Source organism: Dyadobacter jiangsuensis (genome assembly GCF_003014695.1).
Lineage (GTDB): Bacteria > Bacteroidota > Bacteroidia > Cytophagales > Spirosomataceae > Dyadobacter > Dyadobacter jiangsuensis.
In genome coordinates, this window is sequence record NZ_PYAS01000008.1 from 342,539 (window position 1) to 364,257 (window position 21,719).

Genomic DNA, 21,719 nt, shown 5'->3' on the forward strand with positions numbered 1-21,719 from the left:
TGTTTAAGAATTCAATTTGATCATAGGAGCCTTCACATCCACTGTTCCTCCTCCTTTCACATTTACCATCGTAGATTTAACATTCGCCTCTTGTCCTGAACTGATACTCACCTCCTGCTGCGACTGGGATGAGGTATTCCTTGCTGTTGATTTCAAATCCTGCTGCACTTTTACGATCATATTCCTGGCATTCATTTCAATGTTTTCCTTCGCGGTCATTTTGATATTCTTTGCCTCAAGCTGAATCAGCCCTTCCGTCTTCATCGTAATCGTCCCATCGTCCTTGAAAGAAAAATGGAGGCTCGTGCCCTTTTTGTTGGCATTGGTTATGAAAAGCTCCTGCTCACCTTTTTTATCTTTAAAGACAATCTTATTCCCACCACGTGTCCGGATGAATTTCTGATCGTTGTCGTCGAACCAATAGTCATTGGCCGGTGACTTATGATAAATACTTCCCACTATTACAGGAAAATCAACGTGATTGGCCTCATAGCTTATCAGGACCTGATCGCCGGGCTCGGGTATAAACAGCATCCCTCTCGACGATCCTGTGTAAGGCAAAGTGACGCGTATCCACGACGATTTACCCTGCAACTGGTTAGGCCAATGGAATTGAACACGCACACGTCCCAGTTTTTTCGGGTCTTCATTTTTGATCACAGTCGCTATCTCCGGCAGCGATATCGGCATCCTTACTTCCGGATTACGAGGTGGGTAATTCGTGGACGCCGGTATCGCCTCGAAAAAATTTTCATAGTTGCCAATATTATCGACCGTGTGCGAAATGGCAGTAATCCTGAACTGCCCCACACTCTCTTGCTTATATTTCCCTGGCTTGATCAGCTTTTGCGTCGTTACATTCACGATCACACCGACATTCAGGTTCGGGTTTTCTCCTGAACCCTGAAACTTTACCAAATCAGCTGCATTGGTCGCATTGAGCGTTTCCACGGCCTCATCGAGTTCTGATTGCATCTGAATATCGCGGAGTGGCCAGAGCTGTGCCGACTGACCAAAAAGACTGGAAGACTTCTGATATGCAAAACCGCCCAAGCCTCCCAACGACACAGGCCCACCGGCACTCGCAAAATCCTTGTGCTTCGCATAATTGTAATGGGACATCCCAAACCGGGTTGGTTTCAGCCCGATAGCCATATCATAGTTTTGAATGCCGTCGACGGTAAATTGCTCCGTCCGGCTGGAGACTTTGCCTACCACGAGTTTTGTACCGTCATAATAGAACCACTCCCCGTATTCGGAAGCAAGCCGGTTCAGAAAGTCGAAGTTGCTCTCGTCATACTGCGCTTTGTAATCAATTGCTCCTCCGTATTGGGGAGAAATGCTCCTGGGTAGTACATTTTGCGGATAAGCCTGTAACACGCCGGACATGATCTGCGCTAGTGTCTGACTCAAAAATGCCCTCCGCTGCACGCCGTCCTCAGCAAGAAAAGTAGGACTGTATCCTTTTATCAGATAAGAATTTACGAGCTCGCTATCATTCTGAAGCACGAGCTCCGTAACCACGCCATTAAATTGAAAACTCGCAGTCACATCCTTAAACAATGGTCTGAAAGCAATTGAAATAGGCTTGCCGCAAATATCCTGATGTGCGCTCTTGAAAAAGAATTCGTTTTTACTTTCAAGGGTTTCAAAAGGAACAACAATGGCAAATGTATGATGCGTGAACATAGACTGATCTATCCGCAAACTTGTAAAATGCGAGATAACTTTCTGGCCTACTGTAACCTTCACTTCTACTTGTTGTGCCATCCGAATAATAAAAGAGGTACGTGAAACTCAGCGACTGCCAAATTTCCAGTCGAGCCATTGACTATCGTGCAACGCGTCGCCTAGAAGTGTAATTTTTGCTGCGGTGATACCCAAATCAAAGCTGTACGCAACCGCTTCACCGTCGAAGGGCGTAAAAATTTCACGGTATGAAACGCAATATCCTTGTTTGAAAGTCAATGTTTTCAAGGTCTTACCGCTACGGTCCTTGAAGACAATTTCACCGTCGTGAGCCTTAAAAGGGTTGATCGCCCAATGAGTAAGTACCTGGTAATTCGCTCCCATTAACGATACCCTGAGCAACCCACTTCGCACGCCGGCTGTGGGACGTCCACGCGCGTCTGTCGGCTGGGACATCTGGTAGTCACAGGTCAGGATGGTATACGAAGCATCAGCAACCCTGAACTCCGCGACAAATGAAGCAGGCATATCAATTAAATAAAGTGTTCGGTTGCCTATTCCGTTTCAGGCCACTTATTATCCAACTCAATTCCTCCCACATTGATTTTCTCCGGCGAAATAGTAATGATTGTTACCATTTGACTGCTATTATCCGTACCGTCAAACCGTTCATGAAAATCAATGCAGTAGGCATTTGAAAAAACAATCTCTTTCAATGTACTCCGAGAGTCCAGATTCATAAATCTAATGTTCCCATCCATTCGCATAGTGGGTTCAACCATCCATTCCGCCACCAAAAAATCGTTCGTTGAATTAAATTCCACTGTAATTTTCCCGCCTCTGGTCATGGAGGCAGGCCTACCCAAAGAGTCCACCGCCTGGTTAATGTCCAGATAGATATAGTTGAGATCCGTGTGAAACGATCCGACGGTCAGGTAGGCAACAAAGCTAGGCATGAATAATGAACGGTACTGATTAATCTCTCTGTTTCATACTACCTTCGAAAGAACCGCGACGTCCCGTATTTGGGTCACGACCTTCTTCACCAGTCAAATTAATCACAAAGGTTTTCGCAGGAAAAAACGGCGTAATATTAATATCTAGAAACACCCGGGTAGGATTGTCGGGATCTTGCTTGAACTGCGGAGTTTCAAATTTGTCAATTATTTTTCCAGGGCCGGTTATACTATCCAGAAAACGGATAATCTCTAATTTGATATTACTTTCCACTTTACCGCTCCAGTTCTCTCCCGCGCGCTTATTAAGAAAATGCATAAGTACCTTCATTATCCAATCGAACACACGTACCACAGAATACGTTTTCAACCCCACGTTCGATCCGTTATATAAAGTGCGCGCCGAGAATGGGATTACTTTTCCAAATGCTTTGGTCATTGGTATCAATCCTAATCCTTCTAACTCACCTACCTCCGTCTTCAGCAAATCCAGACGCACTCCATCGGCTTGCTCCAACGCTCCATACTGCAATCCCATTGAGGCTTGCGAAATAAGATTCATATAAACTTTTCCGGCAAGCGGAGCCGATGGATTAACATACAAATCTTCTTCCTCTCCCAAATCCTCGTACTTACCACGGCCCACAACATAGTTGGAAGCCATTAATACATTACTATATCTGGCCTCATCGGAAGCGATCTTATCCGATTCGAAAGTGCCCAGAATCATTTCCAGGGAATCCTCATTGATAAAATCCGTTATAAGCATCAATTTATGATCGTGTGCAATTTTGGCCCAGGTATCCACGGCCACTTTTCCACCCAAATAGCCGGGAATTACGACCAGAGAATAGCTATCAGTGAGGTCAAACTGATTGTAAACCTGGTGAATCGAATTCTTGATATAGTCCAGTGTCTCGCCCATGTAATCAATGTGTTCAGGATTGAGCTGATCCAAGGCAGCATCCACAAAAACTACATTCCGAACCTTTAAACCGCTCGTTTCCGCGTTAATGTAAAAAGAAGCAATTCCACGATACGTACTTTCAAGCTCATGCGTTGCAGAAACAGTTTTTAGAAGGTTGCTATTCAAAAGTGCTTCTAACGATTTCTGCTGGCTTTCTGCCGTCTTGGTGATAACAGCTGCATCATTGCTATCGTTGGCCAGCAGGTCTCGCCAGATCTCCAGACGATTCTTTAATTTTAAGCGATCACTCTTTCTTCCTTCTGCTGGATCATTCAGCCATAGCTGGCGTTTATTTCCACGATCTGGATTAAGGTTTTCCGTACCGGGAATAATGGTTTCGAGCATTTTGAAATCGCCTATCCTGAGTTTTTTCAACTCGGAAACAAGTGTTTCCAATTGCGAAACTTCTTTTTGGGCATGCTCTACCTGATTGGAGGGGGCTCCTGATTGGGGTTCCATCTACTTTGTAGTTGAAAAGGGTGAGAATATAGGAAAGGAAATTCTAAGCGAGTTCGCTAAGCATCTGTTCGATCATCTCCCGAAATAAACGACGAGACTCAGCATTCTGCAAAACTTTTTGCAGCATTTTATTAGACCGCAAATGGAGATTAATCTTCTTCAAATCCTGGATTTTGGCAGCTTGTGACTGCAAAAGTGGGCTCTGATTAATGAGACCGGGCTGCGTAAAGTCACCCATTTTTCGAAAAGTGAAAAGCTGTTCTACCTCTCCTTCATCTTCCTGAGAAAGCAGAACGCCTTTTTCAGGTTTATATTGATCCAACACTTCTTCGACAGATTTTAGGCCGGCCACCTTCTCTGGATTTGGGGCACCCATATCATGCGAAGTTAACTTGGTCACATAAAGCGTTTGATTTTGGTTAATCGGCAAAAGGCTTGGTGGCACTTCCTTTACATTTGCCCAAGCGCCAGGCATGTTTAAAGTTGGATTCATAGAGGTAGTGTTGAAGAGTTTTACTAAGAGCTAAAATAACCAGCATTTTATTAAATTCAATAAGTTTCACTTGAAAAAAAATAAAAAATATATTTACCGTTAAAAATACAAATACCATCATAACGATTTAGCTTCTTCCGGAACAATTGACCAGTCGATGGACTCGATACGATCATGCTTACCGACAGAATAGGACTCTCCATTCAGATTAATAATGAAAGTCTTTTTGGGAAGAAATGGCGTTTCATCCAGTTCTATAAAAATACGCTCTCTATCATACGGCCGCATGATAAACCTGGGTTCTATCAATGAGCTAACTGCCCCTATTTCTTTCAAAAACTCTGTTATTCTCTCACCAACGGCCTCTTCTGCTTCCTCATCCCACTTTTCAAATATTCTTTCTGTTAAAAGTTGTTTCACCGCTTTTACTAAGCCGTTGAAAATACGTACAACGAACCCTTTCTGAAACGAGGCCAGTTTACCCGTGTACAATGTACGATCGGAATAAGGTAATAAAGTACCCGACTCCTTAGTAATAACCACCAGCCCTGTACTGTCCAGCAACTTCGTTTCGATCGCCCGGTAATTTCGCCTAACGTCCCCTGCCGAAACCAGCCCATTTTCAAAAGGGCCAACCGTGGCTCCCGCAGCATACATCTTACCTGCTAATGCAGCGGCCGGGGAAAGATAAAGGTCGGTATCCTCACCTACCAACTCGTACCTGGTTCTTCCCAGAATGTAGTTGCAAGCCATCATGACACTTCCACTACTGATTTCATCAGAGGCCAGCTGTTCCGTCTCCATCATCCCGGAAAGAAGCTTAATTGATCCCTCATCAATGAAGTCGGTCACCAGCATCAGATCGTGCTGATACGCAAAATTCGCCCATGTCTGTACAGCTGCTCTACTTCCCAGATAACCTGGTATAACGAGTAGCGAATAGCTGCACGACAGATCAAAGTTGTCGTACCTGCGGTGCACATTGTCCTGCACGAATCGCAGCACTTCACCCATATAATCAAAATGCTCGGGATCAAGCTGATCCAAACCTGAATCCACGAAGGTTATCTTATCCGGTATCGACCCCTCCTTTGTGCAGTTCTCAAAAAACAGACTCAGCGACCAGTAAGTTATCTCGAGCGGCCTTATCGCAAGCAAAACCAGGTGAATCTGAATCTCATAAGCACTTCTGCCGACCGACGTCTTATTTTGTCTCAAACCTCGGAGAATCGCACTTTGCTCATGAAGCGATTCCATTTCAAAATCCATCAGTTTCGAAAATTTGAACGTCTCATAATGCATCGATCCCGACTCGTCCGTCAACGCAATCGAAATCCGCGGGCGGTAATGCGCCATTACCTCATCAACAGTCGTCAAATCTTGAACAATTTCTGGAAGCGGGGCCCAATCCTCAACATAATCTGTGAACTGAGCAATAAATAATGTCCGCTTTTGATTTGCGGGCAGGAGATCGGGAGGGAGACTTGCCATACGCTGATTCGATAGATTTAAGTAATAGAAAACCTTAAAAGGGAACGTTACTCTCCTAGGTCCGAGCGCCTCAGAGGTACCAGGGTGCCGTCTTTTGCCTTGGTATATCCAAACACCTCTTGCTCAGGATCAAACAATCGTTTACTATCTATGTAAGTTTTGAACTGATCATTATTGAGATCAGTGGGGAAAGCTTTAAACGGCTCAGTCGCTTTTTGTTTGGATAGTGCATAAAGCCATTTCGCACCGTCTTCTCCATAAATTGCTCCGGTAACACCACCTGCAAGACTCATCAGCGCTACAACTGCTACTCTGGCGACTGGGTGCGGGATAGGCAGCAGCATCCCAGCCCTCGCTCCTGCACTCGCTCCAAGGCGCCCGCCCGCCATGCTCCCTCCTGCGCCGGCCGCCTTTTGCTTTGCCTTATCGTAATCCTTATTTACAACGTGTTTTGCTATTTCAGTCGAATCTGCGATGGCTCCGACATAACCCAGCCGCCTGCTAAACTTGTTAAAATGTTCACTGCCAATCACATTAAGTCCCTGGCCGCCTTTCTTCAAAAGCTGTTGTGTACCAGAGGAAATTGGCTGTGTTTTAGCGCGATAACCCCTTGAACCGGCGGGATGGGGACTGGCGGGATTAGGTCGGACAATAGCAGGACCATTGGTACGGTAGTTGGCTTGCACCTTCGCGATACTTTTAAAAGCTCCGCTTTCCGTTCGTTGCTGCAAACTCAAAGTATCCCGACTAATTTTAATCTGATACCTCTTATTAAATGCATTAATCCCATCATCCAGGCCACCGGCCACATCCCCGGCGGGATCGGTCGTTGAATCATGGATTTTCAGCATCAAATCCGTAGTCGGACTTTTCAATGCCCTGATCAATTCAGCCTGAACAGACTCCGACAATGGCCTTCCGTCCACAACAAGTTGAGCCTGTTTCGTTGCAGGATTAGCCCAAACCTGCACATAAACGTTTTCATACGGATTAGGAATAATCACGCATTGTTGCTGTCGGCTTACCTGATTAATAATATCTACCTTGGTAAGGTATTTCCAGGGTACTGTTTCTGACGAATCCATTATTCAATGTGTTCAGTAAATCAATCTACCTTCCATACCAATTCCTTCTCCTCATCCAGGTCCACGGTCAGGGACTGTCCCTTACCTAGTTCGCCAGCAATGATCATTCTTGAAATGGGGCGTCTCAACTGGCTGCGGATTACGCCTTTCAGAGGGCGGGCGCCATATTTGGAAGAAAAACCATTCAATGCGAGAAATTTGTGCGCTTCCGTGGTCAATTCAAAAGAGATACCCTGCTTATTGAGAAGCTTCGTTAATGCTCTCAAATGAATCCCAAAAATCAATATGGCATTGGCTTCGTTGATCGGGGCGAACGGGATGGTACCTCCGAGTTCGTTGATACGCCCCAGAAATTCGGGCCTGAACTTCTTACTCATCAATTCTGTAAGATCGTTACCGGCGGGTATTTTTCCTTCCTCGAAAGATTTTACAATAAACTCACTTCCGATATTAGAAGTAAAAAGGACGATTGCATTCGAGAAATCACCTTCCTTTCCCAGACGGTCATGCAGCTTGCCCTCGTCGAGTATTTGCAAAAACAAGTCGAAAACAGACGGATGGGCTTTCTCAATTTCATCAAATAAAACTACTGAATAAGGCTTTTCTCTGATCCTGTTAACCAGTAAACCTCCGTTTTCATAGCCTACATAACCCGGAGGCGCACCATACAAAAGTGCTGCGGAATGCTCTTCCTTAAATTCGGACATATCGAAACGGATCATAAAGTCTTCGTTGTTGAACAGAAAATCTGCTAACGACTTTGCCAGCTCCGTTTTTCCGGTCCCGGTAGGCCCTAGCAGGAAAAATGCTCCTACGGGTTGCTTTCCTCCACTCAAGCCGGCCCTCGCCTCCAATATCGACGCCGCCAGCGCCGTAATGGCATGATCCTGTCCAACAACCCGCTTTTTCAGCGTGAGATCCATCTGCATTAACTTTTCCCGCTCGCTGGTTTGCAGTTTCCCCAGCGGAATCCCCGTTTTTGCCGATATCATCGCAGCTACATCCTGACGGCTCAAGGAGTCCCGCTTTACATCCGCAAGCGGAATGAGAGTTTCGATCCGGTCCGCCAGGTAGTTGTGCAATTCACTCGCTACTTCAAGGGAATCGGGCTGTATCTGCTCTTCCACCTGCTCTCGCAAAATAGGACTTATTCTTGTCTGAAACTGGTGAATGAGCCAACGGTAAGATTGGAGCTGTTCTTTTGCATTGAGACCTGAAACTCTTTCTGGAAGACCCGCGAGTTCATCACGTAATTCTACCAATTCTTTCGGCGCAGTTTCACTTGTAATGCATATCGCAGCCATGGTACGATCAATCAAATCTATGGCCGCATCCGGGAGGCGCCGGTCCTTGATATACCTGCTGGCCAGCCTCACAGCCTCCTCAGCAACTTCCGGGTCTGTTTTGAGACTATGGAATTTTTCGTAACGGGGGAGCAAACTCGCCACCATTTTCGTGGCGATGGTCAGGTTCGGCTCGGGAACAGTCAATTTTTCAAATCTTCTGCTGAAAGCCTCATCTTTTTCAATGTACTTTCTGAATTCATCTAACGTCGTTGCGCCGATCACCGTGAGCTCCCCCCTGGCGAGTTCCGGCTTAAGCAGCTGAGCAACTCCCGACCCTAAAGTACCGTTTGGATTCAGCAGAATATGAATTTCATCAATAAATAATATCGCTTTATCTAACTGTTTAATTTCTCTGATAATCGTTTTGATCCTGTCTTCGATCTCACCCTTGTAAGAGGCCCCCGCAGCAAGCGCCCCGAGATCCAGCTCAAATAGCTGTGTATTTTTTAAGCGCGCCGGTATTTTCCCGTTCACAATTGCTTGCGCAAAGCCTTCTATCAGTGCCGTTTTACCGACGCCGGGCTCTCCTACCAGCAACACATTAGGCTTTACCCGCCTAACAAGGATTTCCAGCATCAGCCGCAATTCTTCATCTCGCCCGACAATCGGATCCAGTTTCCCGTCCCTTGCCTGTTCTGTTTTATCGACCGCATATTTAAAAAGTGCCTGCTGACTTCTCCCGTGGTCAACGTGGGTCGGAGAGGTCGCACCCGCTTCCTTGTTTTGAGGTTTAACAGCCGAAATAATCAATTGATCGTCCACAGCCGCGTCCAGTAGTTCCTTATATGTAACGGGAAAAGATTTCAAACGCTCCGGCGTATATGCAACACCGGATTTGATACAGGCTGCCAGCAAATGTAACGGCTCTACCAAGCCTGCAGAAAGTTGCAGGGCGACCAACTCGCCAAGCTTTACTACCTCCTGGACATGGTTATCGCCTACAAGATTTTCATTCAATTGACTTGATTTGGGTAAATCTTCCAGCTGGTATTCTGCCCAATCCCGCAAAAAATGAATATCCTTACCTATCGCAACCAGCCATGTTGCAAGTCCAACGTCGTTATGAAACAGACCTAGTAGTAAATGAGAAGGAGAAAACTCCGGATTCTGATTTTCTCGTGCAAGTGCCTGCGCGATCTGGATCGCACGTTTGGATTCTTCCGAAAGAGTCATTGAGATAAAGAAAGGGTTAACAGCTCATAAATATAGTATTTATATATTTTGAAAAAATATTTTCAGGATACTAAAGTTTAACAGGTCTATTGCGCCTCCATACCGACATTTCTAAGAGAAACCGCATCAATATATTTGATGAAATGCCGCCACTAATCATTTGAAGAAATCATTAAGATTAACAAGTAGCACCAGTCCTTTTTTCAGTATGGGACCGGCAGAAGACCTTGAAAATAACTTTTCAATAAATATTCCATTGACAAAAAAGGTAATTTGATCTGTCAATTTTCTTTACATAAATTTAAGCTCGAATCCCTCAATCCTCTATTGTCTTCCTATGAAATTCTCCTCAACTCCGTTGTTTACCTGCCTGTGTTGTGCGCTTGCGCATTACGCTCTTGCGCAATCCGAAGTGCCGGTCCTCCACACACGCCCTACCTACGTAGTAGAATACAAAGCCCCTCATTCGGTTTTGCGCGTAAATATTGAAGAAGATTTCAATGACTACTATTCGCTGATTGAAATGAGTGATAGCGTCCTCGTTTTTTTCGACAAAAATGAGAAAAGAGAGTACGAACGCCAATGCGAAAAACGGGAAAGGGATATACAGCGCGACCTGGAACGCAAACAAAAGGCATCGGCAAAAGGACAGAAATCAAAAGAAGAAAAACCTATTCCTCCGGTGGATAAGACGCCTTACGTTAAGAATCAGAGCTTGATTAAACCCGGTCTTGAGATAGAAGTAGTTTTTCAGGAATACCGGTACAGTAAGAAGTTTATCATGCAACAAATCACAATTCTTACCGATCTGAAGGGAACCGGAACTTTGAGCGGAACCTATGAGCAACTGGATGGAGACGTTGCCACAGTGGACGGACAAGCTGTACGACTAAACAGTGGCGCTGCGCTAGTGGGCGACAAAGGATACAAGGGCCGAAAATTCACTTCCTTTAAAGACATGGAAAAAGGAATGGAGATGAAATTAAGAGGTAAACGCCAACCTGATGGGACACTATTGGTAGACTCTGGAACAGTTGAACCCGACGAATTTACTGATACCGATCACAAATTGGTGCAAACTCTTAAATTGACAAAGAAACTGTCTGCAGATGCAGGTGAAGTTTCGTTCGGGAATGCTAAATTCAAATTGCTTAAAGACGAAACTATCAACGCATATGTCAATCGGCTTGGCAAAAAGCTTGTTCCGGACCACATTAAAAGACTACCCAAAGACCACCCTTCTTACCTTGATTTTAATTTTTATGTAGTTATAGACACAACCTTTAATGCTTGCGCCTACCCAGACGGTACTGTGTTCATTCACACGGAGCTCTTAAATGAACTAAGTAACGAAGCGCAACTGGCAGGGATATTAGGGCATGAAATCGCACACGTAACCTACCGGCACGCCAGGCAGGAATATTCCAAAAACCAAGGTGTTAGTCTTGCCTCAGCAGGCGTCAAGGCCTCGGCCGCGTTGGCATCTGCGTACGGTTTCGAAGTGAACGACCTTGCAACTTATGTCACCGCATTCGGTGGTGGCGCATTGTCCAGCAAATACAGTAGAGAGCTTGAAAATCAAGCAGATAGAATTGGCTTGAATTATATTTACGAGGCTGGCTATGACCCACGGGAGGTGCCGAAGGTTTGGCACAATCTGCGAACGAAAAACCCGGACATTCCCACCAAGTCCTTTGCGGAACGACTTATGAACCAAATACCTGCGATCGCAACAACCGCCGCGACCAAAGGCTCACAATTGACAGTACAGCAAGTTGCGGAACTATCAACCGTATTCGCAAAGTCAATCGAGTCCATTTATGCATCTCACCCCGCCGCGGGAACACGATATAAGAATCTCAATTCGGTTATCATCAGGAATTACCAGAGTGCAGAGCTTGATGCGCTGGCAAAGGGAGAACCTGAGTATAGCGTCATCAAACGTCGAATGCAGAGGCTTGTAAAGGGATTGTCGGCTGAAGACGAGAACGATGCCGCTGCACAGCCTGGTACCTCGGCAAAAACGGCCAAAACCACGCAACCCAAACGTACCAACACGAAAGCCAAGCCTCCGGTTAAAAAGAAAAAATAGCTTTATCATGAAAGCAACTTTCCTCATTGTACTCGTATTCGCGGGCCTATCCGTACGGGCGCAGAAAATACACCTCTTTTTCCTTGCCGACCCGAGCGACAAATTAAGTGTGAAAGACCGTTCGGAGATGGAAAACTTCTGGAAGTATGCGGGCCCGTATCTGGACTATCCGGTGAGCACAAGAACATTGAATAACAAAGAAGATCTCTTATCCCAGATCAAAAAGACAACCGTGGCGGTAAGTAAGGATATTATCGTATTTTACTACTCCGGCAAAGGTGAGGCGGCCAGCGACAAGGTATGGCCCGTCATGAAAGCCGGTGCAGATGAAGTGCCCATGCGCGAAGTAATGGAAATCCTGCGTCCTAAAAAAGCCCACCTTACTCTGGTGATCGCGGATTGCGACAATCAATCGGAACCCGCATACATAAGCCGGCTCGTACCCCGACCGCACCCACCTACGCTAAGGGAGAGCGCTCAGCAGTTGTTTCTTGGTAAACTGGAATGTAAGCGGATGTTTATCAAGATAGCCTCAGCATCGCCCGGACAACGGGCTATGCGGGACAAAAATGGCAATTCACTGTTCCTGGCTACGTTTCTGACTGCGCTTAAAGAGCAAATGACCGATCCGAGTCCCCGCTGGGGCCTGAACCGCGCGGAAAACACTGTCAAAGCCTCTTTGCAGGAAAAACTGAAAGTGCTCACTTCCGGAGCCCAACAGGCCCGATTGGGAATTGATTGTCCTGCCAGCATCGACGATGACCAAGCAGAGGAATAAACAAACTTTCTCACCACTACTCCATTACAAAGTGGACATAAAGCGCTTCTTCAAGTACTTTTTTGCATTCTTTGCAACCTTCTCCGCTTCCTCGGAGCCTGTACAGTCGCAAAATTTTCATCTCATTGTTTTTGCGGATACGGATGATCCCGGACTTTCGGCGCCGAACCGGATGAACATCGCGAATCTTGAATTAATAGTCGATACGTTATGCGGCACTATCAATCTTAACAAGCACGTGATGATTTTCAGAGGAAATGACTTCAGGGCAACCAAGTGTGATCAGGTTATATCTACCTTGCGTCCTGCTGCCGAAGATATTGTGTTTTTTTATTTTATGGGGCACGGATGGAACAACTCGGAGAGAGAGGAACCGATGTTATTATTCAAATCCGACGGGCACAGTCCGGGAGTGACTAATTCCAGAAATCTCGGGGTAATTTTTGATGAACTAAGAAAAAAAGGGGCGCGACTTACGCTGGCCTTTGGAGAATCGTGTAACAGCGCGATCAATGATCGCTCTAAAGCTAAAAAAGGAACCGGCATCGCATTAAATGTTTCGGACGTAAATGCGGAAAAACTCAAAGAATTGTTTTTGCGGAGCAATATGAGCATTATTCTGCAAAGTTGTAAAAGAGGCCAAAAATCAAATAGCAGCGAGGATGGCGGGTGGTTTTTCGGAACTTTCATTGAAACTTACAAACAAATAGTTTCCAATTCTGAGAAGCAAAAACCAACCTGGGAAATGTTATTAACAAGGACTTCCGAAGCAACGTCGCTCTACGCCGCGGAACAAGGAGCTAGGCAGGAGCCTGTTTTTCACATTTACCCCGCCAATAATGAGGCAGCGCGCAAAGAAAATAGCCCAAATACAAAGTCACCCACCCCGGCAGCGAATAATACTTCAAAAAATGAAGGTATACCTGCCCCGCTTCAAAAAGGCGAACCGAAGAAAAGTAGCGTCGATGGTCATACGGAAACAGGTGGAAATAAATGCGCCATCAATCTTACTGCCGTGAGTGTTTTGCAACAGGAGCTGCGTTGGCTCGAAAAGTTCAAAAAAGATCTTCTGACAATGGGGGATGCAAAGGCTGTCGAAGAATATAAGCGCTACTATGAGCCCGGAAGGCAGGAATTCTTCAAAGAACTGGTAAAAAAACTGAACGTAGGACAATTGGACGCATCGGAGGTACAATGGTTTAGTGAGATAAGCCAGGAAACTGCCGAATACCTGGATGACACTGCATACTATCTGAATCACCCGCAATTTACCATGAAAGCAAGTGCCAAGCTTGGGATTCCAATTGAAAACTTGCGTAACGCCGCCGCCCGAATTCAGGATCTGATGCGTGATTGCAAATAGGACCGGTTAACTCCCAAGCCAGAGCGAGTAAAACTCATTATTCCACACATGTTACAGCAAAAAAAAGAATTCTTCTTGCTTTCATTTTTGTAAAAAATTGCGTAATTGCATTACAAGTTAAGTAGCGTCAAACAAACAACCTGAACTGATTTGTAGCAGTTTTACTCCTCCTCTAAATTATGGATAAATCTTTTAGCTTTACTATCTGGCGCTTTGCAGAAGGTTCTTTTGTTGCCGGTCAACATAGAGCTGATTACCGTAAAGCCCGATCCACTTCAATAAAAGTAAAAATAGTCCTTCCTAAAGCTTCGACTTTTAACTCGGGTAGGCGCCGACGGGGTATTGCAATCAATCCAGATAGGAAGGCTCTGTCCCAACATAAAGCATTTCCAGAATCTCCACAGATTCCTGAAATGCAAATTATATAACCTAAGGCAGGCAAACCGCCGACACAGTTTTACCGCGTTCGACTTTTGTGCTTAACCGTTCTCCCATGGAAGTACATATTTCCACCCCGCTAGGATTTTCGGAGCTGGGCAATCGTGTAAACAATCAGGACTCCATCTTTCCAGACCCGAGATCTGCAACCCCATCGCAGCGGTGGTTTATGGTCTGCGACGGGGTCGGAGGATCTCACTATGGCGAAGTCGCGAGCCAGATGGCTGTAACATGTCTGGATGAGTTTTTCACACAGCGAATCGGGGAGGCCCCTACTGAATCCTTTATTCAGCAAGGCATTGCATATGTGGAAGATAAATTCAATAGCTATTTGACTGTCAATGAAAGTGCCACCGATATGGCAACAACCCTTACGCTGCTGTTTCTTCACGGCAACGGTGCCACGGTCGCGCATATCGGCGACAGTCGTGTTTATCATTTCAGGAACGGCAAAATCGAATGGAAGACAGATGATCACTCCTACATCAACGAGTTGGTGAAGGCAGGAGTAATTTCTCAGGAAGAAGCCGTAAATCATCCAAGACGCAATATTATTACCCGCGCCATTCAGGGAGGAAGCAACCGCGTTAAAGCCTCTGTGCAGCTAATCGACGACCCCCAGTCTGGAGACTATTTTCTACTTTGCTCGGACGGAGTACTTGAAAAAGTAAGTGACCGTTTACTTGAAGAAATAATAGGAAGTTTTAGGTCAAATGAAGAAAAAATAAATGCACTTTATAATTGCTGTTCCGGCAATACGAAAGATAACTTTTCCGCTTATCTGGTTCCGATAGAAAGGGTTGTCAGAGGATCCGCATTTAATGAAGCTGAAAGTCAGGCCTTTTCGGCTCCGGTCAAGTCCGCCGCCAACCGGTATCATGGCAAGCATGTTCGTACGCAAAACCGATGGCTTTGGATACTTTCAGTGTTTTTTCTAAGTATTGCAGCGGCATTTGGCTGGAACATCTATAACAAAGCCACCAGCTCTTCAATACCTTTGCAGGGTCGTCGTGCTTCGGTTGCGGACGAAGCAAAAATCGGCCCTATCCCCAATACAGATCCGGTTGAAGAAGGTACCAGCAACGCGGAAAACACGTCTACAGAGCCTAAACCGGCAGCCCCCCCGATTGCTACCCACGAAACAAGCAACTCAACAATCGACAGAGCAATCCATTCGATGGAAATCGGGAAAAAACTTTCAATGCGAACATACCTGGGACACGACGCATCCGGGACGTTCGGATTGGTCGGGAAGGACAGGAAAAGCTGGATAATCCAACCACAGTTCGAGTCGATCAGCAGTTTTGAAAACGGATTGGCAGAAGCTGCAAAAAATGGGCAAACGATCTATCTGACCGAGGATGGGCATGTCTACGATGAAAAAGGGGAAGTGAATTGTAACCGCATTCCTGTGAGAAAGGGGCCGCGGTATGGATACCTGAATCTGAACGGCCAGTTGGCTATTGGACTACGGTACAGTGCTGCTGCATCATTTAATAATGATTGCACAGCCTTGGTTACTAAAAATGGAAAAGCATTTAAGATCGATCCGAAAGGTAATCTTGTAGCAGAATAATTTCAAAAAGCTCCGCACGGTGTTACATACTTAATCTTATGTTCCGGGTTTGGATGTACGCACAGCGGCGAGCAAATTTTAACTTTGCATATCGCGATGAGCATAATTGGCAGTAGAGTATTTGACTACGAGATTACCCGTCGAATCAAAGCTGGCGGGATGGGTGTCGTGTATGAAGCGCGCCGCACCTGGGGCAGAGGAGAGAAAGTCGCCATTAAGTTTTTACTGGATCAGCTTCGGGACGATGAAAGAATCCGCCAGCGATTTATCAGGGAAGCCGAGATCCTGGAACAGTTGCGTCATCCTTGTATTGTTCGCATTCTGGGGCTCGATCCCGAAAAGGACGCGTTCGTGATGGAATTCGTTGAAGGCATTACACTAGCCGAACAACTGAGGAAGGATCCCTTAGTCTACCGGGAGCCGGCAGCGGCCGTCAGTTTTATGATCAAACTATTGATGGCTTTCGACTATGCGCATCATGTGTCGGTTGAGATCAAAGGCAAGACTGAAAACGGTATCATCCATCGGGATATCAAGCCGAGTAACATCATAGTGCAGCCTAATGGCGATCCTAAAATCCTCGATTTTGGGATTTCGCGAATTCTAACGTTAGAAAGCACGCTCACGGACCCCAAATTACAAATGGGATCCGTAGCATACATGAGCCCGGAACAAGTCGTAAACCCGGTGGATGTTGACTGGCGCAGTGATATTTATTCTCTCGGTGTAAGTCTGTGGGAGCTTTTTGTTGGCAAGTCACCCTATCCACAAATCACAACTTATGAAGTTGTCGTGGCGGTTCAGAATAGAATTCGGCAAGAACCGCTACCGCTGCTGGCGGAAACGCTGGATGGCCTATCAGAGGATGAGCGTAGCTTTTTCCTGAGGATTGACCGTGTAATCAACAAGGCAACTGAGAAGGATCGAAACAAGCGCTACCAAAATTGCCAGGAAATGCAGGCTGCATTGGAAGCATTGCTCGAACCTGAGATACCAGCCAACAGAGAAAACGAACCGGAATTGGAATTTCCGACGGCCATTGCATCAAAAATCCTGGGAAATGACCTGAGAAAGGCGACTATCGCCCCCACTCCCGACCCGAAACCTTTGACTGCCGCGTCCATTGACATACCTCGCTTCGCTCCCGAACCTCCCCCCAAGGGTGCCCCTGGAATGAAAATCCCTCCGGCCGGTTCTCCGGCTTCGTCGCCGAGGAGGGTAGTATTATATGGCGGGCTAGTTGCGCTATGCATTACAATAGTTCTGATCGTTTGGCGTCCATGGAAAGAGGGCGACGCGGATGCCACAAATACCGCTACCGAAACGGGGAATGCGAAAAAAATATCGGAATTGAATATGTTGGATGAGATCGCAAAAGCGGCAAAAGCAGATTCTCTGCACGATATCGCCAACAGTTATTTCGGAGGCTCGCATGGGAAGCCAAAAGACTTCGCGGAAGCTGCCAGATTCTATCGCATGGCTTCCGACCTAGGCTCGCCCAGCGCGCAAACACGACTGGCCAGCTTGTATGAAACCGGCACGGGTGTAAAGCAGGACCAATCAGAAGCTATCAAGTTGTATAAGGAGGCAGCCAGCAAAGGAAATATCGAGGCACAGGGAAAATTAAAAGGACTTGCCGGTAACCATTAGATGGCCTGTTCGATCGATAGCCAAAATCCTTTCGAAATTACCGTAACATAGAAATGCGCCTTTCAAAATTTGTATTCATAAAATAAGCTCTCTTTACCATTCCTCAATCAGTGAACATTTATAGCATCTAACTACTCAATGAGCCGATTCATTTACATCTCCGCCCTAATTGGTATTTTTTTCACAACACAAGTGGTCGGTCAAGAGTCGATTTACCTGGCGAACGGCAATCGCTCTACCGGAAAACTTGTCGGGGCCACTCACGACAAAGTAAAAATATCCGTTTCCCGTCCCGACAAAGTCATCGATTATTACCTGCGCCGCGAAAACGTCATGCTTGCGTTCAATGAAGCTGGCCAGCACATTGTTATCGCTGATTTGTCTCCGGATCCAGCCAAAGCCACCCAGCAAATCACTGATTTCAATAGGGCAATAGCGCGTAAAAAAGCATATGACATTATTATCCGAGCCAACCCGGCTAAGGCATTCCCCGGTCTCATCTCCTATGAAAGTGACGACGTGATCAACTATCAGACGCAGTCTGGTGCCGCCGCGTCCATCAACAAACGGGAAGTTGCGGTCGTTCTTTACCGAAATGGGCAACATAAGCTGCTGACCAAAACCGCAGAAATTGTGCCAGTCCTCAAAAGGACGCACCCCGAAGTGCAGAAGCTCGCAATGTTGAAAATACCGGCCCAGAAAGGGCGTCCTGCACCAAAAGGTAAAGTACCAGTGAAAAAAGAGCTGGCGATCAATGTGCCCGCGCCTCCCCCCGCCGGGGTGGCGAAAACAACCAAACCTACTCTTACCGAAGAAGAATATAAGATGTACCGCACAAAATCTCTGCAGACGGTAGACGAGTTTGTGGGGTATTTGAACAAGATTGCCAACGAAGAGGCCGAGGAAGGAGACAAAGAAACCGCTATCAAAGAAGCTCTCAAACTTTTCCTGCCTGACGCTATGATCGAGGTGACTTCCCTAAAAAATCCCGGCGTCCGTCGGATTAAAATCAAAGAATACCTGACCCGCCTTAAAATGAATGTTTACGGCAGAGTAGCCATTGAGTGGAACGAAATCCAATATGTGAAGGAGTTAAAAAAAGAGGCTGACGGCAGTTATTATGGAGTGATCTCAGGTCAGCAGACTTTTATCGGATACAGTGCAAACGGAAAGGATGTGCTTTACACAGATGTGACAGAAAAAGACGTAAACGTAAAACTTGAATCCTATAAGAAAACGATTGAAGGAAAGGATGAAGACGGCTGGAAAGTTCTCCTCGGCAATATTGGTGTAAGTAGTAGCAATTAAAAACAGAGTGATATGCGTGTACAGTTTAACGTTCTGGTAATTTTACTTGGTTTATTGTCGCATCAGGGACGGGCCCAAGACCTGACGCATCGCGATAGCGAGGAAATCAAGCTCCTCGCGCAACGTAAAATCGAAAAGGGCTTGAATGACCTGCTTAATACCCTCACTTTTGACGACCTGAACGAGTCGGAACGTAAGGCAATCAGTACAAACAGTTATCAGCCGAGCAACAACCGGATTTTTTATGACGGGAATGTGATTATTGAAGACGACATAGATCCCGCCAAGGTAAACAGCGAGAAGGTGTTGGATTTGAAGGCCGATAAGTATCTGAACAATCTGGACCTTTTTTATGCCAAACAGTCGGAACGGACAATAGATTTTTCCGACATAAGTCTATCGAACGTAAAGCAAACACCTCAATATAAGTACATCAAGGTGTTTTATACTTCTCATTTCAAAGGAAAACACACGCAGAACCCTCAGACATATCAGCCTATCCGGCGTGTGGCGGAATTGCGTGCCGAAAAAAATGGGAAAAAGTGGGTTGTGGCCATTTCACGGTTAGCCTTCTGGATTCCGGAGGATTCCGTTAACGTCGCGCTGAATGACGTAGTACTTCCTCCATCGGCCGATAGTCTGGCTGTTTTACAGGACGACGCGGCAGAAAAACAACGGCAACTGGAACGTGAGCAGGAACGTCAGGAATTGATTTCGTACAATACGCTCATGAGCAAAGCAGACCAAGCTTTTACTAGCAGAGACTATGAAACAGCCCTGGAGCTGTACACCGAAGCTGATAAGCGGAATCAAAAAAACCAGTATGATGACCTGTTTCCGAGTAGAAGATTGATCCGCATCAATAAAATCATAACACAACAGAAGGATGCCGAGCTTATACGAGAATATGGGATAAAGGCTGAGATCGCCACAAAACGTAGAAATTACGCCGAGGCAATCAGCTTTTATTACAAATTGCTGGAACAGAAGCCGGATTCAGTAGCATTAACGGCGATAGTGAAGGAACTGACGCCCAAAGCGAATATCAAGGCTGAGTACGATGAACGTTATACCGCGGGAGACTACAAAGAACTAGTTAGGGAATACGATCGAATTATAAAAAAAGAAAAAGACAATTCGGATTGGTATTTTGGCCGCGGGCGGTGTTACATCAAGTTAGGTGATACTAAAGCAGCTATGAAAGATTTTAGCAAATCTATCGAGCTAGATATTGCCAACCTTCCGGCTTTGCTCGCCCGTGCAGACCTTTATAAAGAACAGAGTAACTATCCGAAAGCCATCACTGACTACTCCGCTTACCTGAATATAGACCCTAACAACGCTGAAGTCTTTGCCCAGCGTGCAGTTTTGAGGATTCGCACCAACAACCATAAGAATGCAGACGAAGATTTAACTCGGTCGATTACATTAAACCCTGAACAACCTCAATACTTTTTCGACCGCGGGCATCTACGTTACGAACTAGGGATGTTCCAACCGGCGGTCGACGATTTTACGAATGTAATTAAACTAAGTCCCACTCATTCAATCGCTTATTTTTGGCGTGGGATGGCATATGTCGGTCTTACCGATTATGGTCAAGCTGGGGCCGATTTCACGAAGGCTAAGGAAAACAAACTTCCCGATAACTATACACTCAAGGCCGACTCGGTTGGCAATAATTTCTACGCCAAAGGGTTTACCGCAAACCAAGAAGAGCGTTATGCTGATGCAGTGCCCCTTTTCAATGAAGCACTTTCTATTAATCCACTCGACAGGTACTCTCTTTACGAACGCGGACGTGCCTACCTGGCCCTTACCGAATACCCGAAGGCTCTTGATGACTTAACGGCTACATTGGAGTTGAACCCACAATATAATGCAGCATACCATAGACGTGCAGAAGTGTGGCACGCACTGAAGAAGCACGAAAACGCGGCAGCGGATTATAAGAAGTCCTATGAGCTATTCGCTGACGATTACAAAGCGCGACTAGGCGAGAGTACTATGTTGGCAGAGCTTAATAAGTTTTCCGAAGCAATTCCTATATTAATGACTATCAAGACCAATAGAAAAAAAATCGAAAAATTACACACACCTGATTTTTTCCGAGACAGTTATAACCTGCTAGGAAAATGTGAGTTTGAAACCGCTCAATTCGACAAATCAGTGGAAGATTACGATACAGCGCTGGATTTTGATAAAAACTTTGCGCAAGGATATTATAACCGTGGTGAGGCATATCAGGCTCTTGGAAAACTGGACAGGGCAATAGATGACTACCAACGCTCGATTGATTTGGCCCCAGCTATACCAGCAAGGTACTTTTCCAAAGCATATGCACTGGAAAAAAAAGGCGACTACCAAAAGGCATTGGATAGTTACAAGGAGGTGGTTCTTTACGACTCGGCACGAGTATTATTCAACAAGACTGTGCTCCGGCGCGGGAATACACTCTTTCTGGCTGGCCAGTACCATGAAAGCATTTTGGATTTAGAAAGGGTTGACAAGTTTGCTGATTCGACGCTTTGTGGATATGATTGCTGGATGACACTGGGAATTGCCAATATAAAAGCTGGAAAGCCAGATTCGAGTTTAGTCTATTTCGAAAAGTGTCTCGCTTCAAGAACCCACATGGCAGAGGCTGCTTACGCCACTGCTTGTGCTAATCTTCTGCAAAACAAAGAAGCAGATGCACTTAAATGGTTCGAAAAAGCATTTAGCAGCGGTAATTTGACGGTATCCTATGTACGTAAAGATAAACTACTTGACACCGTACGCAAGGATTTCAAAAAAAACAAATCCTTCAAACAACTCACCGATAAGTACCTGAAATAGCCTATTTCGAACCGGCG

General features: G+C 45.8%; 15 protein-coding genes. 7 read left to right on the forward strand and 8 right to left on the reverse strand.

The annotated features are described in order from the left end of the window. Positions 1 to 3: 3 nt before the first annotated feature. The 8 genes from CLV60_RS18385 to CLV60_RS18425 form a co-directional block, all read right to left on the reverse strand. Positions 4 to 1,770, reverse strand: coding sequence for a type VI secretion system Vgr family protein (locus CLV60_RS18385; RefSeq protein WP_106596829.1), 1,767 nt, complete (start codon positions 1,768 to 1,770; stop codon positions 4 to 6). Positions 1,771 to 1,797: 27 nt separating this feature from the next. Then, entirely contained in the window at positions 1,798 to 2,217 is a 420-nt protein-coding gene (tssD, locus tag CLV60_RS18390; protein WP_106596830.1) for a type VI secretion system tube protein TssD, read from the reverse strand. 26 nt (positions 2,218 to 2,243) lie between these two features. Beyond that, positions 2,244 to 2,645 (reverse strand): type VI secretion system tube protein TssD, encoded by a 402-nt coding sequence (tssD, locus tag CLV60_RS18395; protein ID WP_106596831.1) that lies wholly within the window; start codon positions 2,643 to 2,645, stop codon positions 2,244 to 2,246. Positions 2,646 to 2,664: 19 nt separating this feature from the next. Then, positions 2,665 to 4,071 carry a type VI secretion system contractile sheath protein TssC gene (locus CLV60_RS18400; RefSeq protein WP_106596832.1) on the reverse strand — a complete coding sequence of 469 codons (1,407 nt, stop codon included), beginning with the start codon at positions 4,069 to 4,071 and terminating at the stop codon, positions 2,665 to 2,667. 43 nt (positions 4,072 to 4,114) lie between these two features. Then, entirely contained in the window at positions 4,115 to 4,564 is a 450-nt protein-coding gene (locus tag CLV60_RS18405; RefSeq protein ID WP_146151572.1) for a hypothetical protein, read from the reverse strand. A 117-nt stretch (positions 4,565 to 4,681) separates the two neighbouring features. Further along, positions 4,682 to 6,055: a hypothetical protein gene (locus tag CLV60_RS18415; RefSeq protein ID WP_106596835.1), complete on the reverse strand. Its 1,374-nt coding sequence runs from the start codon at positions 6,053 to 6,055 to the stop codon at positions 4,682 to 4,684. A gap of 47 nt (positions 6,056 to 6,102) precedes the next feature. Then, positions 6,103 to 7,140 carry a hypothetical protein gene (locus CLV60_RS18420; protein ID WP_106596836.1) on the reverse strand — a complete coding sequence of 346 codons (1,038 nt, stop codon included), beginning with the start codon at positions 7,138 to 7,140 and terminating at the stop codon, positions 6,103 to 6,105. A gap of 20 nt (positions 7,141 to 7,160) precedes the next feature. Beyond that, positions 7,161 to 9,659, reverse strand: coding sequence for an ATP-dependent Clp protease ATP-binding subunit (locus tag CLV60_RS18425; RefSeq protein WP_106596837.1), 2,499 nt, complete (start codon positions 9,657 to 9,659; stop codon positions 7,161 to 7,163). A gap of 337 nt (positions 9,660 to 9,996) precedes the next feature. Between CLV60_RS18425 and CLV60_RS18430 the strand changes: the two genes are divergently transcribed. The 7 genes from CLV60_RS18430 (at position 9,997) to CLV60_RS18460 (ending at position 21,702) form a co-directional block, all read left to right on the forward strand. Next, complete coding sequence (locus CLV60_RS18430) at positions 9,997 to 11,751, forward strand: M48 family metalloprotease (protein ID WP_106596838.1); 1,755 nt, start codon at positions 9,997 to 9,999, stop codon at positions 11,749 to 11,751. Positions 11,752 to 11,758: 7 nt separating this feature from the next. Continuing rightward, positions 11,759 to 12,529 (forward strand): caspase family protein, encoded by a 771-nt coding sequence (locus CLV60_RS18435; RefSeq protein WP_170118813.1) that lies wholly within the window; start codon positions 11,759 to 11,761, stop codon positions 12,527 to 12,529. Continuing rightward, positions 12,510 to 13,892, forward strand: coding sequence for a caspase family protein (locus CLV60_RS18440; protein WP_106596840.1), 1,383 nt, complete (start codon positions 12,510 to 12,512; stop codon positions 13,890 to 13,892). The genes CLV60_RS18435 and CLV60_RS18440 overlap by 20 nt, the downstream gene beginning before the upstream one ends. Before the next feature lie 493 nt (positions 13,893 to 14,385). Next, entirely contained in the window at positions 14,386 to 15,906 is a 1,521-nt protein-coding gene (locus CLV60_RS18445; protein ID WP_106596841.1) for a protein phosphatase 2C domain-containing protein, read from the forward strand. Positions 15,907 to 16,002: 96 nt separating this feature from the next. Further along, positions 16,003 to 17,556 (forward strand): serine/threonine-protein kinase, encoded by a 1,554-nt coding sequence (locus CLV60_RS18450; RefSeq protein ID WP_106596842.1) that lies wholly within the window; start codon positions 16,003 to 16,005, stop codon positions 17,554 to 17,556. 138 nt (positions 17,557 to 17,694) lie between these two features. After that, positions 17,695 to 18,864: a hypothetical protein gene (locus CLV60_RS18455; protein ID WP_106596843.1), complete on the forward strand. Its 1,170-nt coding sequence runs from the start codon at positions 17,695 to 17,697 to the stop codon at positions 18,862 to 18,864. Between the two features lie 12 nt (positions 18,865 to 18,876). Next, entirely contained in the window at positions 18,877 to 21,702 is a 2,826-nt protein-coding gene (locus CLV60_RS18460) for a tetratricopeptide repeat protein (RefSeq protein ID WP_106596844.1), read from the forward strand. Positions 21,703 to 21,719 lie beyond the last annotated feature (17 nt).